Here is a 12609-nt window from a genome sequence, read left to right as displayed (position 1 = left end):
GGTGAGTCGCACGACGACGTTCCGCGCGCGACTGCTGCGGCAGGATGCGAAGCCGCAGACCGTGACGGTGCGCGCGTCGTCGGAGAACCCGCCGCGCACGCTGCGCCGCCCGTCCGGAGGCGGCGGGCAGCTCACCTTCGACGTCTACTCCCTCGTCGACGCGGACGGCTGGCCCCACGAGGCGACATACTCCTACGTCGAGTCGGTGTCCCGCTCGGCCGCCGACCCCGACGTCTGACGCCGCCGCACTCGCGGCTCTCAGTCCCCGAGTCGCGGCATTTCGACCTTCCGGGAGCACGGGAAGGTCGATTCGGCGCGACTCGGCGGCCGGCGGCTAGGGGCGGGCGGCGGCCGCAGCCGCGGCGGCCCCGGGCAGGGCGGCCAGGATGCGGTCGACGGCTGCGTCGTCGTGCGCCGCCGTCACGAACCACGCCTCGAAGACGCTCGGCGGGAGAGAGACGCCCGCGTCGAGCATCGCGTGGAACAGGGCGCGGTACCGGTACGCCTCCTGCGTCTGCACCTCGGCGTAGGTTCGCGGCGGGGCCGCGAAGTCGCCGAAGACGAAGCTGAACAGGTTTCCGGCCCGCTGCACGCGGTGCGCGACGCCGGCTGCGGTGAGTGCGTCGGAGACGCCCGTCGACACCGTCTCCGCGACGATGTCGAGGCGGTCGTAGACGGCCTCGTCCGCGTTCGCGAGGGTGGCCAGACCGGCGGCGACAGCGACCGGGTTCCCCGAGAGGGTTCCGGCCTGGTAGACGGGGCCTGTCGGGGCGAGGAAGTCCATCAGCTCGGCTCGTCCTGCGAGCGCGGCCAACGGCATCCCGCCACCGATGACTTTTCCGAAGGTGACCAGGTCGGGCACATAGCCGCGATCGAGGCCCCAGAAGCCGGCCTCGCTCACGCGGAAGCCGGTCAGCACCTCGTCGAGGATCAGGAGTGCGCCGAACTCGTGGGCGAGGTCGGTCAATGCCGCGTTGAATCCCGCATCCGGAGGCACGACGCCCATGTTGGCCGCGGCCGCCTCGGTGATGACTGCAGCGATGTCGGGGCCGTGCTCTTCGAAGGCGGCTCGCACCGCATCCAGGTCGTTGTACGGGAGCACGAGCGTCTGCGCGGCGGTCGCCTCGGTGACACCGGCCGAGCCGGGCAGGCTGAGCGTCGCCAGACCCGAGCCCGCTTCGGCGAGCAGGCCGTCGGAGTGCCCGTGGTAGTGGCCCGCGAACTTGATGAGCAGGGGACGCCCGGTGAAACCGCGGGCGAGCCGGATGGCCGTCATGGTCGCCTCGGTCCCGGTCGAGACCAGGCGCAGCTTCTCGACGAACGGCACGCGCGCGATCACGGCTTCGGCCAGTTCGGTCTCCGCGGGGGTGGACGCGCCGAACGAGAGTCCGCGCGCAGCGGCATCCTGAACGGCAGCGACGACAGCGGGATGCGCATGCCCCAGAATCGCCGGGCCCCACGACGCGACGAGGTCCACGTACTCGCGACCCTCCGCATCGGTGATGTACGGGCCGCGGGCCGAGACCATGAAGCGCGGGGTGCCGCCGACCGAGCGGAACGCGCGCACCGGCGAGTTCACGCCGCCCGGGATCACGCGCAGAGCACGTTCGAACTGCGCGAGGTTCACGTCGGAGAGCCGCGCACCGTCGGCCAGCGAGGCGAGGTCGTCGCTCATCGCAGCCACCTCGCGACCTCGGTCGCCCAGTACGTCATGACGGCGTCGGCCCCCGCCCGGCGTGCGCCGATGAGAGTCTCTTCGATGATGCGGCGGCGATCGATCCAGCCGTTCGCCGCGGCCGCCTCGACCATCGCGTACTCGCCGGACACCTGGTACGCCCACACCGGCACGTCGCTGATCGCGGCGACATCCGACAGCACGTCGAGGTAGCTGAGGGCGGGCTTGACCATGAGCACGTCCGCACCCTCGTCGAGGTCGAGCCGCGCCTCACGAAGGCCCTCGCGGCGATTGGCCGGATCCTGCTGGTAGGCGCGGCGGTCGCCGGAGAGCTGGGAGTCGACGGCCTCGCGGAAGGGGCCGTAGAACCCCGACGCGTACTTGGCGGCATAGGCGAGGATCACCGTATCGATGTGGCCGGCCTCGTCGAGGGCGTCGCGCACGGCGGCGACCTGGCCGTCCATCATCCCGCTGAGCCCGAGCAGCTGCGAGCCGGCTTCCGCCTGGGCGATCGCCATGTCGCGGTACCGGATGAGGGTGGCGTCGTTGTCGACGCGGCCCCGCGCATCCAGCACACCGCAGTGGCCGTGGTCGGTGAACTCGTCGAGGCAGAGGTCGGTCTGCAGCACGAGCGCGTCACCCACCTCGGCGGCCACCGCGCGGGTGGCGACGTTGAGGATGCCCTCGGGGTCGGTCGCGCCGGATCCGACCGCATCCCGAGTCTCCGGAACACCGAACAGCATCACGCCCCCGACGCCCGCCTCGGCGGCCTCGGCGACCGCCCGCTTGAGGGAGTCGATGCTGTGCTGAACGACTCCGGGCATCGACTGGATGGGCAGCGCCTCGGGCGTTCCCTCCCGCACGAACATCGGGAGGATCAGCTCAGCGGGGTGCAGTCGGGTCTCGGCGGTCAGCCGGCGCAGGGCCGGAGACTGCCGCAGGCGTCGTGGTCGGACAACAGGATGCGTCACATCAGTCACCGAACAAGCCTACGCGCGCCGCGGGCGGCATCCTGCACGGGCTCCCAGGGTCTGCGAACGTCGGAGAAATCGGGAGACACGCCGACGACGTCTCCGTCCGGACGGAGACTTCGAGCCGGGGCGGGCATATTCTCCGACCTCGCGAGGTGGGACCGGGGCTGCGGGGGATGCGGGATGTGCGGCTGGGCGGGCCGCGCGGGTTTCAGACGAGCCGGCGAGGGGTGAGAGCGCGGGCTCAGCGGCGGGCGGCGGCGGCGTCGACGACGGCTGCGATGAGGGATGCGGCCGTGCGCTCTTCGGCGATGACGTCGACGCGCAGGCCGAAGGACTGGGCGTCACGAGCGGTCTGCGGTCCGATCGCGGCGACGAGCGTGCCCTCGGGGATCGGACCGAGCTGCTTCTGCACCTGCTCGGCCACGGAACCGCTGGTGACGAGGATGGCCTGAACCAGTCCGTCCGCGACGTCGGAGACGACGTTCTCGGGCACGGAGACGCCGATCGTGCGGTAGGCGACGACCGACTCGACCTCGTGGCCGATGCGCTTGAGGCCCTCGGTGAGAAGCGGCTTCGCGATCTCCGAGCGCAGCGTGAGCACGCGCAGCGGCACGACGCCGGCCGTCGCGGTCTCCCACTCTTCGAGCAGGCCGCGGGCCGAGTTGTCCTCCGACGGCACGAGGTCGACCTTGTATCCCGCGGCGACGAGCGCGGCCGCGGTCGTCTCGCCGACAGCTGCGACCCGGGTGCTCGCGGGCACGACGGCACGCTGGGCGCTGAGCACGTCGACGGTCGTCGCACTGGTGACGGTCATCCAATCGAACTCGCCCTCGGCCAGGCGGGCGAGGACGGCCTCGAGGGCGGGCGCATCCGCCGTCGGGGCGAAGTTGATCATCGCGGCCACGACCGGCGACGCACCCTTGGCGCGCAGATCGGCCGCGACGGAGTCCCCCCATGGGCCACCGCGCGGCACGAGCACGCGCCAGCCGGCGAGCGGCTTCGGGGCGGTCGGTGTCGATCCGGTGGACGTCGTCATCGGGAGCCCCCGAGCGGTGCCAGGTCGGCCGCGCCCGCTGCGAGGAGCTCAGCGGCGGCCCGCTGACCGACATCGCGGGCAGCGACCTCGAGATCGTGGCGGCTCATCGAGTCGGGGGTGGCGGCGTGGGATGCGGTGAGCTGTTCGGTGCCGTCGGGCCGGTACACCGTCGCGGTGAGGAAGAGCAGGCCGTCGTCGACGATGGCGGTCGCGCCGATCGGCGCCGCGCATCCGGCCTGGAGCCCGGCGAGAACGGCGCGTTCGGCGGTGGCGCAGGCCCGAGTCGTGGCGTGATCGACGGCTGCGAGAGCCTTCGCGACCGGCCCGTGGCCCTTCTCGTCGCCGGCGCGCACCTCGATGCCGAGCGCGCCTTGACCGGGAGCGGTCGGCACCTCCGACAGCGGAAAAGTGTCGGTGGCGGCGTCGGAGCGGCCGAGTCGTTTGAGGCCGGCGGCTGCGAGCACCACGGCGTCGAGGTCCCCTTCGACGACGCGGCCGAGACGGGTGTCGACGTTGCCGCGGATGTCCACGACCGTGAGGTCGGGACGGCGGGCCTTCAGCTGGGCGACACGGCGCGGCGAGCCCGTGCCCACACGGGAGCCCTCGGGAAGGGCTTCGAGCGTGAGCCCGTCGCGCGCGCACAACGCGTCCCGTGCATCCGCCCGCTTGGGGATCGCTCCGATGACGAGACCGGGCGCCTCGTCGGTCGGCAGGTCTTTCAGCGAGTGCACGATCAGGTCGCATTCGTCGGCGAGCAGAGCCTCGCGCAGTGCGCTGGCGAACACCCCGGTCCCACCGAGTTCGGCGAGCGAGTCCTTCGAGGTGTCGCCGTGGGTGGTCACCGTGATGAGTTCGACGTCGAGACCGGTGGCCTTCGCGATCGTCTCCGCGACGACCGTGGTCTGCGCGAGCGCCAGCGCGCTCCCCCGGGTGCCGACGCGCAGAACGCCTGCCCGTCGCTCGGACGGACCGGATGCCGTGCTCACGGATGCGTTCACGGTGCGAGCCCCGCAGCGGCCGGCTTGAACCCCAGGCGGGCGTTCTCGCAGCAGCCGGGACGGCAGACGTCGTACCAGGGACCGAGCTTCGTCATCGCCGGTCGCTGGTCGACGGGGACTCCGTCGCGACGCTCGAGCACGAGGTCGACCAGGCCCTCGACGTAGGCGTGGTGGGTTCCCGGGGTCGGCACGCGCACAGCGACGAGCCCAGCCTTCTCGCTCGACTCCATCGCCTCGTTGTCGAGGTCCCAGAGCACTTCCATGTGGTCGCTCACGAACCCGAGAGGGACGATGATCACGGCCCGGATGCCCGCGGCCGGCAACTCTGCGATGGCGTCGTTGATGTCGGGCTCGAGCCACGGCATCGACGGCGGGCCGCTGCGCGACTGGTAGACGAGTCGCCACTTGACCCGCCCATCCGTCGCAGCCTGGGCGACGACTTCGGCGACGGCGAGATGCTGTGCCGCGTACGCACCGCCCTCGCCGAAGCCGCGCTCGGCCGGCCCCGACTTGGCCGCATCGACCGACGGGATGGAGTGGGTGGAGAAGAGCAGTTCGACTTCGGTGGCCGGATCGATGCCGGGCACCTTCTGCTCGATCTCGGCCAGCGCGTCGCGCACACCCTCGATGAACGGCTCGACGAATCCCGGGTGGTCGAAGAACTGGCGCACCTTGTCGATCTGGATCGTGCCCTCGAGCCCGGTCTCCTCCAACGCGATCGCGAAGTCCTCGCGGTACTGACGGCAGCTGGAGTACGACGAATAGGCGCTCGTGGCGATGGCGATGATCTTCGTCAGGCCGCGCTCGTTCGCCTCGGTGAGCGCATCCTTCAAATACGGGTCCCAGTTGCGGTTGCCCCAGAGCACCGGGAGGTCGATACCGCGGGATGCGAGTTCGGCCTCGAGCGCCGCCTTCAGTTCACGGTTCTGGTCGTTGATCGGGCTCACCCCGCCGAAGTGGCGGTAGTGATGGGCCACCTCCTCGAGGCGCTCCTCCGGGATGCCGCGGCCGCGCGTCACGTTGCGCAGGAACGGGATGACGTCGTCCTGGCCTTCCGGGCCGCCGAATCCGGCGAGCAGGATCGCGTCGTAGGCCACGGGCTCGGTCACGAACGGCGGGCCGGATGCTGCTGCCGGCGTTGCGCCCAGAACGCGCGCGGTCGTGTCGACATCGGTCACTGGAGGACCTCCACGAGCTCGGCGGGGAGGATGCGTCGGCCGGTGAAGAAGGGGACCTCTTCGCGCACGTGCCGGCGCGCATCCGTCTGCCGGAGGTCGCGCATCAGGTCGACCAGGTCGGTGAGTTCGTCGGACTCCAACGGGAGGATCCACTCGTAGTCGCCGAGCGCGAAGGACGCGACGGTGTTGGCGAGCACGGATCGGAACGCGGCGCCCTTGCGGCCGTGCTCGGAGAGCATGCGGGCGCGCTCCTCGTCGGGCAGCAGATACCACTCGTAGCTGCGCACGAACGGATAGACGGTCAGCCACTCCTTCGGCTCGATGCCGCGAAGGAAACCGGGCACGTGCGCCTTGTTGAACTCGGCATCGCGGTGCACGGCCATTGCATTCCACGTGGGCAGCAGGGCCTTGAGCAACCGGGTGCGGCGCAGCTGGCGGAGTCCCCACTGCAGCGTCTGGGCTTCCGGACCGTGGATCCAGATCATCACGTCGGCGTCGGCGCGGAGGCCGGAGACGTCGTAGAGGCCGCGAGTGGTCACGTTCTGGAGCTCGAGGTCGGCGATCACGCCTTCCAGCTCCTGCACCGCGCGCGGAACGTCGGTTCCGTCGAGGTCGTCGGGTCGGGCGGGATCTCGACGGAGAACCGCCCAGAGGGTGAAGCCGTTCGTTGTTTCTTCGGGGGCGCTCGAATCTGCCGGTGTGGCAGCCGGGTTAGTCATACCTCACAGTCTCCCTCTGAATCCTGTGAGCACCAAAAGCGCGGGGCCTCTCCTACTTCTTGAGGGCACGGACGACGAGCCAGACTGCTCCGGCCACGGCCGCCGCGGCGGCGACGGCGATCCCGACGAGCACGAGAGGGTTCTCGGTGCGGAGGCGCTCCACCCTCTCCGCCGTGCGCTTGGGAACGTTGAGCTTGTACTCGATCGCCTCGAGGGTCTCGGCGAGCTCAGCGCGGGCGCGCTTCACATCCACCGGTGGCGCGTCTTTCGGCTGAGCGCCGTTCGGCTTCACGTCGTCAGTTGTCATACCGGCCGACCCCCTTCAGCGCCTCGGCATCGCCGTGGAGACTGTCGATCGTCTCCGAGGGGGCGACACCGTTCATCCGCTTGAACGACGAGATGCCGGCGAGAACGAGGGCCGCGGCGATCAGGAGGATCGCGACCGCAACGATGAGCGCCGCGAGCCAGGCGGGCAGCGCGACCGCGATGCCCAGAATCGCGGCTGCGACGAGGGTTCCGAGCGCGAAGAAGGCGAGGGATGCTGCGACCACCATCAGGCCTATGCCGACTCCGGCATACTTCGCCTTCTCGGCGAACTCCGCCTTCAGATGGGCGAGTTCCGCCTTGAGGAGCTGGATCAGGAGGCGTGGCAGATCGGAGATCAACGCGAACAGCGATCGCGTCCTTGCGCGTTCGTCGTCTGTCATAGGGGTCACCGTACTCCTCGGTCGGTGCGTCTCAAGCGCCCGTCTCGCCGGAGTCCTTCGACGCGGCGGGCTTGGTGGCGGCCGGCTTCGAGCCCGCGGCCTTCGAGCCGGCGGCCTTCGCACCGGCCGGTTTGGCCGGTGCAGCCTTGGCGGCTGCGGCCTTGGCCGCCGGAGCCTTCGCGGCGGCAGCCGCTTTCGCAGCCGGCGCGGAAGGTGCGGGCGGAGCGCTGGGAGCCGCGGGGCTAGTCGCTGCGCGACTCGACGTCTGGCTCTTCTGACGGTCGGAGGCCTGGACGACGAGCTTCTTCGCGCCCTCGTACAGCATCCCTGGAACATCCCCGACCTTCGCGGCGACGAAGTCCTCGACGGCGTTCACCTGCTGCTGGATGCCCGGCGACTCCCAGACCTTCATCGCCGCCGACTTGATCTGCTCGTAGCGCTTGCGTCCTGCCCGCGCGCCGAGCACGTAGCCCACTGCGATCCCGGTCACAAAGAGAAGCTTTCCCCGCATTGCCAGCCCCGTTCCGTCAAAGGTTCTCGGTCAGTGCCCTCCAGCGTAGACCCCTGGCGCGCGTGGCGGCATCGCGAGCATCCGGGATCACGGATGCAAGCCCCGTGCCGGTCAGCCAGGAGCCGGTCACTTCGAGCCCCTCGACGGTCGAGACTCCTTCGCGGACGCGGGCGATGCGGTCCCCTTCGCCCAGTGCTGCGTAGGGAAGCGCGTTCGTCCACCGCGTGCGGGCGAACCCTGCGACGGCGGATGCCGCGAGCGGAATATTCAGCAGCCTGGCGGCATCGCCGACAGCGAGGTCACGCAGCTCGGCGTCGGTCAAAGCGGCCGTCTCGGAGGGCTTCCCCGCCCGCCCGTACGACAGTCGCACCACGTGCCGTCCCACTCCGGCGCTCTCGCCGAGCCAGACCCACTTCGCCGTGGAGTGCGTCATCGCCTTGGCTGTCACGTCGGACTCCTCGGCAGCGGCGACCAGCACGCCCGTTCCGCGCGGCGCCGCGGCGAGGCGGTCGTCGGTGAGGACGAGCGTCACGAGCTCCACGCTCGACGCCTCGGGCCAGTCGAGCTCGGCCAGCGACGCCAGCTCATCCGAGGCGGAACCGAGGATGCGCAGGGCGGCGGACGACGGGGCCGCCACGATCACGACGTCGGCGGGGAGCTCTTCGCCGTCCTCCAGCCGAACGGTCCATCGGGCCGGGATCGTCTCCGGCACGTCGACCGGGGAGTCCCCGTCACCCTGCGACGCGAACTCCGCCTCGAGCTGCTCCTCCATCGACGGCTCTTCGTACGGGACCACGGCGGCCACAGGGGCGTCGACCCGCACCTCCGCTCCGGCGTCGCGGAGCTGTTCGGCGAGCGCTTCCGGCAGCCGCCACATCCCGCCACGGATGCCGCCGACGGCACTTCCGGCCTTGGCCTTCGAGCGGAGCTCGCCGACTGCGCCCGACAGCGTGCCGAGGCGCGTGAGCGCAGCGTTCAGACCCGGCGCGACCACGTCGATGTCCAGGTCGTCCGGCTGGGCAGAGTAGACGCCGGTGGCGACCGGGGCGACCAGTCGATCGAGCACCTTCGCGCCCATCCGCTTGCGCACCAGCACTCCGAGGCTGCGCTCCTGACCGATCTTGAGCACGGGCATCAGGCGGTCCAGGTAGGCACGCCAGGCGCCGCTCCATCCGATCGCGCTCACGACATCGGTCGCCAGGGGCGAGCTCGGGATGCCGAGCAGTCCGGCTCGGGGAAGCGGCACGGTGCGTTGCCCGAAGCGCACCCACGCTCCGGCCGGGTTCGGCTCCACCACGTCGCCGGCGAGCCCGAGCTCGTCGATGAGCGCGGCCACATGTCCTCCGCGCGTCGCGAAGCTCTCAGCCCCCGCATCCACGGTGATTCCGTCGATCTCGAGCGCGGCGACCGAGCCGCCGAGCCGATCCGAGGCCTCCAGCAGCGTCACGGCAAACCCCGGACGGGCGCAGTCGCGTGCTGCGACGAGCCCGGCCATGCCGCCGCCGATCACGACGATCCGCGTCGGCGGCGATTCGACGGCGTGCCGCAGGTCGTCTCCGTCCGGCTCCACTCCGGTCACCTCTCGTGGACGAACTCGACGAGGCGGGTCAGCACGGCGGGATCGGTGTCCGGCGGCACTCCGTGGCCCAGATTGAGTACGTGAGCGGGCGCATCCGTTCCGCGGGCCAGTACGTCGGTCACGTGGGCCTCGAGCACCTCCCACGGCGCATTCAGCATCGCGGGGTCGACGTTCCCCTGCAGCGGCACGACGTGACCGAGTCGGCGGCTCGCTTCGTCGAGCGGGATGCGGTAGTCCACGCCGACGACGTCGGCCCCGACCTCGTGCATCGCCTTGAGGAGCTCACCGGTTCCGACACCGAAGTGGACGATCGGGACGTTGCGGGTCTCGACCTCCGCCGTTTCGACCTCCGCCGTCTCGGCCTCCCCCGTCTCGGCCTCCCCTGCCTCGGACACGTCGTAGGTGAGGTCGCGCACGTGCGAGAGAGCGCGGCTGGACGCAGGGGCCACGTGCTCCGTGTAGTCGCCGAGCGACAGCGCTCCCGCCCAGGAGTCGAACAGCTGCGCGGCGCTGGCCCCGGCGAGCACCTGGGCTCGGAGGAACGCGCCGGTGAGGTCGGCGGTCCAGGCCATGAGCTTCGCCCAGGCGGCGGGGTCGGCGTGCATGAGCGTGCGGGCGCGGATGTGGTCTTTCGAGGGGCCGCCCTCGACGAGGTAGGCCGCGAGGGTGAAGGGCGCCCCCGCGAATCCGATCAACGGGGTCTCGTCCAGCTCGGCGATCGTCAGCTTCACCGCTTCGATGATCGGGGCGAACGTGTCATCACCGAGCGAGGCGGGATCGATCTCGGTGAGCCGCGCCACGTCATCAGCCGTGCGCACGGCCTCACCCATCACCGGGCCCTTGCCCGGCACGATGTCGACATCGACGCCGGCGAGGCGCAGCGGGATCACGATGTCGCTGAAGAAGATCCCGGCATCGACACCGTGGCGCCGAACGGGCTGCAGCGTGATCTCGCTGGCGAGGGCCGGATCGAGACAGGCGTCGAGCATCCTCGTGCCCACGCGCAGTTCGCGGTACTCGGGAAGCGAACGGCCTGCCTGGCGCATGAACCAGACGGGTGTCACCTCCTGCCGCACGCCCTGATAGGCACGGACGAGGCGAGAGGATGAGGTGCTTCCCGCACGGAGCGGATGGGTCGGATCAAGGGTGGTCACCCACTGATTCTGCCAAAGCGCTTGGAATGAATGCTGTACGCCGCGGATCCGGCCGGCAGGATTCGAGGTTCGGGCGTGGCGAGCGTAGGCTCAGCACGTGCTTTTGTGCTTCTCGTCGAGTCACCGGACTGCGGACTTCGACCTCCTGGAACGGCTCGAGCTCCACGCTCCGGCCGTGAAGGCGGCACTCTCCGAGCGCTCCGAGGTGATCAGCGGATCCGTGGTGCTCGCCACCTGCAATCGCTTCGAGGCCTACCTCGACGTCGACGAGCCGTTGACCGCGGCTCGTGCGGTCTCGGTCGAGACCGTGATCCAGGCCGTCAGCTCCGCCGCCGGGATCGACGCGGACGAGCTCCGCGAATCGAGCACCGTCATCTGCGACCACGGGGTCGCCGAGCACCTCTTCGCGGTGTCGAGCGGACTCGAGTCCGTGGTCGTCGGCGAGGGCGAGATCGCCGGGCAGGTTCGGCGCGCGCTCGAAGGGGCCCGCGCATCCGGAACCGTCACCAGCGAGCTCGAGCGGCTGTTCCAAGGCGCCTCTCGCACGTCGCGCGGTGTCAAGAACCGCACAGGAATCACCACGGCCGGGCGTTCGATGGTGCGTCTCGCCCTCGACCTCGCCGAGAGCCGCGTGACCGATTGGTCGCAGACCCACGTGCTCCTCGTCGGCACCGGGGCGTACGCCGGCGCCAGCCTCGCTGCGCTGCGCGACCGCGGCGTCACGGATGTGCGCGTCTTCTCCCCGTCGGGCCGCGCCGCCAAATTCGCGAACTCCCACGACATCCTGCCCGTGCTCTCCGGTGAACTGGTCGAGGTGCTCGCCCAGAGCGACATCGTGGTCACGTGCAGCGCCGCCACCGACCCGATCCTCACCCGTGGCCGGCTGGCCGAGGCGCTGACGATGAGTGGTGCCGTCGAGCGCCGCCTGATCGTCGACCTCGGCCTCCCCCGCAACGTCGATCCCGCCGTCGCCGAGTTGCCCGGAACCGAGCTGCTCGACCTCGAGACGATCAGCCGGCACGCTCCCCTCGAAGAGTTGAACGCCACCGAGGATGCCCGCCTCATCGTCGGCGAAGCCGCCGCCGAGTTCGCGGCGCAGTCCGCCGAGCAGTCGGTGACCCCGGCCCTCGTCGCCCTGCGCAAGCACGTGTTCGACGTGCTCGATGCGGAGATCGAGCGTGCCCGTGGGCGCGGCGACGCCAGCGAGCAGACCGAGGCCGCACTGCGGCACCTCGCCGGGGTACTGCTGCACACTCCGTCGGTCCGTGCCCGCGAACTGGCCCGTGGCGGCGAGGCGCAGGCTGTCGTCGACGCGGCCAACGTTCTCTTCGGGCTCGACGTCCCCGACGCGCAGGCACCCGCTTCTGTGCTGCGAGCCGTCGACGACGCAGTCGGCGGAACCGCCGCATCCTGACCACCCACCGCTGGAGGTAATCGTGAGCACCCTCGAGGACGAAACGACCGCCGGCGACGCGCCCCATGGCGTCACCGGCCTGCCGTACAGCCCGGAAGAGCTGGAGACCGAGCGTCTGCGCCTGCGCCCATTGAACGCCGGCGACCTCGACGACGTCCACGCCTACCAGCGGATCAAGGACGTCGTGCGCTACCTCTACTGGGAGGTGCACGACCACGAGGAGTCGGCCAAGCACCTCAAGAAGCGCCTCGCCATGAACCGCCTTGCGGAGGACGGCGACGGCATCGTGTTCGCCGTGGAGCTGCCCGACCCCGAGGGCGGCCACGACCGTGTCGTCGGCGACATCAGCGTGTTCCTCAAGAGCGCTCAGCACGGCAAGATCGAGATCGGCTGGGTCTTCCATCCCGCGGTGCACGGGCGCGGCTTCGCCACCGAGGCGGCCCAGGCCGTTCTCGACGTGTGCTTCAACACGCTCGGAGCCCACCGCGTCTACGCGCAGCTCGACTCCCGCAACGAGGCCTCCGCGCGACTCTGCGAGCGACTCGGGATGCACCAGGAGGCCCTCCTGCGCGAGAACGAGATCTTCAAGGGCGAGTGGAGCAGCACCGCCGTCTACGCCATGCTCGACTCGGAGTACCGGGCCCGCTGACCGGCTGGGACGCGC

Annotated in this window: 14 protein-coding genes; 3 read left to right on the top strand and 11 right to left on the bottom strand. The window is 70.6% G+C overall.

The window, feature by feature from the left end:
- The first annotated feature begins 1 nt into the window (after position 1).
- On the top strand, positions 2–238 hold the full coding sequence (locus ACFVV0_RS02725; protein ID WP_387057871.1) for a hypothetical protein: 237 nt from the start codon (positions 2–4) through the stop codon (positions 236–238).
- Between the two features lie 96 nt (positions 239–334).
- Here the strand turns inward: ACFVV0_RS02725 and hemL are convergent, their stop codons facing one another.
- The 11 genes from hemL to hemE form a co-directional block, all read right to left on the bottom strand.
- On the bottom strand, positions 335–1675 hold the full coding sequence (gene hemL, locus ACFVV0_RS02720) for a glutamate-1-semialdehyde 2,1-aminomutase (RefSeq protein ID WP_387057868.1): 1341 nt from the start codon (positions 1673–1675) through the stop codon (positions 335–337).
- Positions 1672–2646: a porphobilinogen synthase gene (gene hemB, locus ACFVV0_RS02715; RefSeq protein ID WP_387059448.1), complete on the bottom strand. Its 975-nt coding sequence runs from the start codon at positions 2644–2646 to the stop codon at positions 1672–1674. Before hemB ends, hemL begins: the two co-directional genes overlap by 4 nt.
- 244 nt (positions 2647–2890) lie before the next feature.
- Entirely contained in the window at positions 2891–3685 is a 795-nt protein-coding gene (locus tag ACFVV0_RS02710; RefSeq protein ID WP_387057865.1) for a uroporphyrinogen-III synthase, read from the bottom strand.
- The gene (gene hemC, locus ACFVV0_RS02705) at positions 3682–4683 is read right to left on the bottom strand and encodes a hydroxymethylbilane synthase (RefSeq protein ID WP_387057862.1); all 1002 of its coding nucleotides are present in this window, start codon (positions 4681–4683) and stop codon (positions 3682–3684) included. Before hemC ends, ACFVV0_RS02710 begins: the two co-directional genes overlap by 4 nt.
- Complete coding sequence (locus tag ACFVV0_RS02700) at positions 4680–5861, bottom strand: ferrochelatase (RefSeq protein WP_387057860.1); 1182 nt, start codon at positions 5859–5861, stop codon at positions 4680–4682. The genes hemC and ACFVV0_RS02700 overlap by 4 nt, the downstream gene beginning before the upstream one ends.
- Entirely contained in the window at positions 5858–6580 is a 723-nt protein-coding gene (hemQ, locus tag ACFVV0_RS02695) for a hydrogen peroxide-dependent heme synthase (protein ID WP_387057858.1), read from the bottom strand. The genes ACFVV0_RS02700 and hemQ overlap by 4 nt, the downstream gene beginning before the upstream one ends.
- Before the next feature lie 52 nt (positions 6581–6632).
- The gene (locus ACFVV0_RS02690) at positions 6633–6887 is read right to left on the bottom strand and encodes a DUF3618 domain-containing protein (RefSeq protein WP_387057855.1); all 255 of its coding nucleotides are present in this window, start codon (positions 6885–6887) and stop codon (positions 6633–6635) included.
- Positions 6877–7287, bottom strand: a complete 411-nt coding sequence (locus ACFVV0_RS02685; RefSeq protein WP_387057852.1) for a phage holin family protein — start codon at positions 7285–7287, stop codon at positions 6877–6879. Before ACFVV0_RS02685 ends, ACFVV0_RS02690 begins: the two co-directional genes overlap by 11 nt.
- 31 nt (positions 7288–7318) lie before the next feature.
- A complete protein-coding gene (locus ACFVV0_RS02680; protein WP_387057850.1) occupies positions 7319–7777 on the bottom strand; it encodes a hypothetical protein in 459 nt (152 codons plus the stop codon).
- Positions 7778–7814: 37 nt separating this feature from the next.
- Positions 7815–9293 (bottom strand): protoporphyrinogen/coproporphyrinogen oxidase, encoded by a 1479-nt coding sequence (locus ACFVV0_RS02675; protein WP_387059445.1) that lies wholly within the window; start codon positions 9291–9293, stop codon positions 7815–7817.
- 80 nt (positions 9294–9373) lie between these two features.
- Positions 9374–10531: a uroporphyrinogen decarboxylase gene (hemE, locus tag ACFVV0_RS02670; RefSeq protein ID WP_387057847.1), complete on the bottom strand. Its 1158-nt coding sequence runs from the start codon at positions 10529–10531 to the stop codon at positions 9374–9376.
- Between the two features lie 97 nt (positions 10532–10628).
- Here hemE and ACFVV0_RS02665 point away from each other — a divergent pair, with 97 nt between their 5' ends.
- Together ACFVV0_RS02665 and ACFVV0_RS02660 are read left to right on the top strand one after the other, a co-directional pair.
- Positions 10629–11945, top strand: a complete 1317-nt coding sequence (locus tag ACFVV0_RS02665) for a glutamyl-tRNA reductase (protein ID WP_387057844.1) — start codon at positions 10629–10631, stop codon at positions 11943–11945.
- 22 nt (positions 11946–11967) lie between these two features.
- Complete coding sequence (locus tag ACFVV0_RS02660; RefSeq protein WP_387057840.1) at positions 11968–12594, top strand: GNAT family N-acetyltransferase; 627 nt, start codon at positions 11968–11970, stop codon at positions 12592–12594.
- Positions 12595–12609: the final 15 nt, after the last annotated feature.

It is taken from the genome of Leifsonia sp. NPDC058230 (assembly GCF_042882245.1).
Classification (GTDB): domain Bacteria; phylum Actinomycetota; class Actinomycetes; order Actinomycetales; family Microbacteriaceae; genus Leifsonia.
Note: the sequence above shows the minus strand (reverse complement) of the source record. Positions and strands in the feature narration are given on the sequence as shown.

What these genes read in the sequence shown, in the direction of transcription:
- ACFVV0_RS02690 (WP_387057855.1), bottom strand. Translation starts at nt 6,887, where the DNA reads ATGACAACTGACGACGTGAAGCCGAACGGCGCTCAGCCGAAAGACGCG.
- hemQ (WP_387057858.1), bottom strand. Translation starts at nt 6,580, where the DNA reads ATGACTAACCCGGCTGCCACACCGGCAGATTCGAGCGCCCCCGAAGAA.
- hemL (WP_387057868.1), bottom strand. Translation starts at nt 1,675, where the DNA reads ATGAGCGACGACCTCGCCTCGCTGGCCGACGGTGCGCGGCTCTCCGAC.
- ACFVV0_RS02710 (WP_387057865.1), bottom strand. Translation starts at nt 3,685, where the DNA reads ATGACGACGTCCACCGGATCGACACCGACCGCCCCGAAGCCGCTCGCC.
- ACFVV0_RS02685 (WP_387057852.1), bottom strand. Translation starts at nt 7,287, where the DNA reads ATGACAGACGACGAACGCGCAAGGACGCGATCGCTGTTCGCGTTGATC.
- ACFVV0_RS02675 (WP_387059445.1), bottom strand. Translation starts at nt 9,293, where the DNA reads ATGGCCGGGCTCGTCGCAGCACGCGACTGCGCCCGTCCGGGGTTTGCC.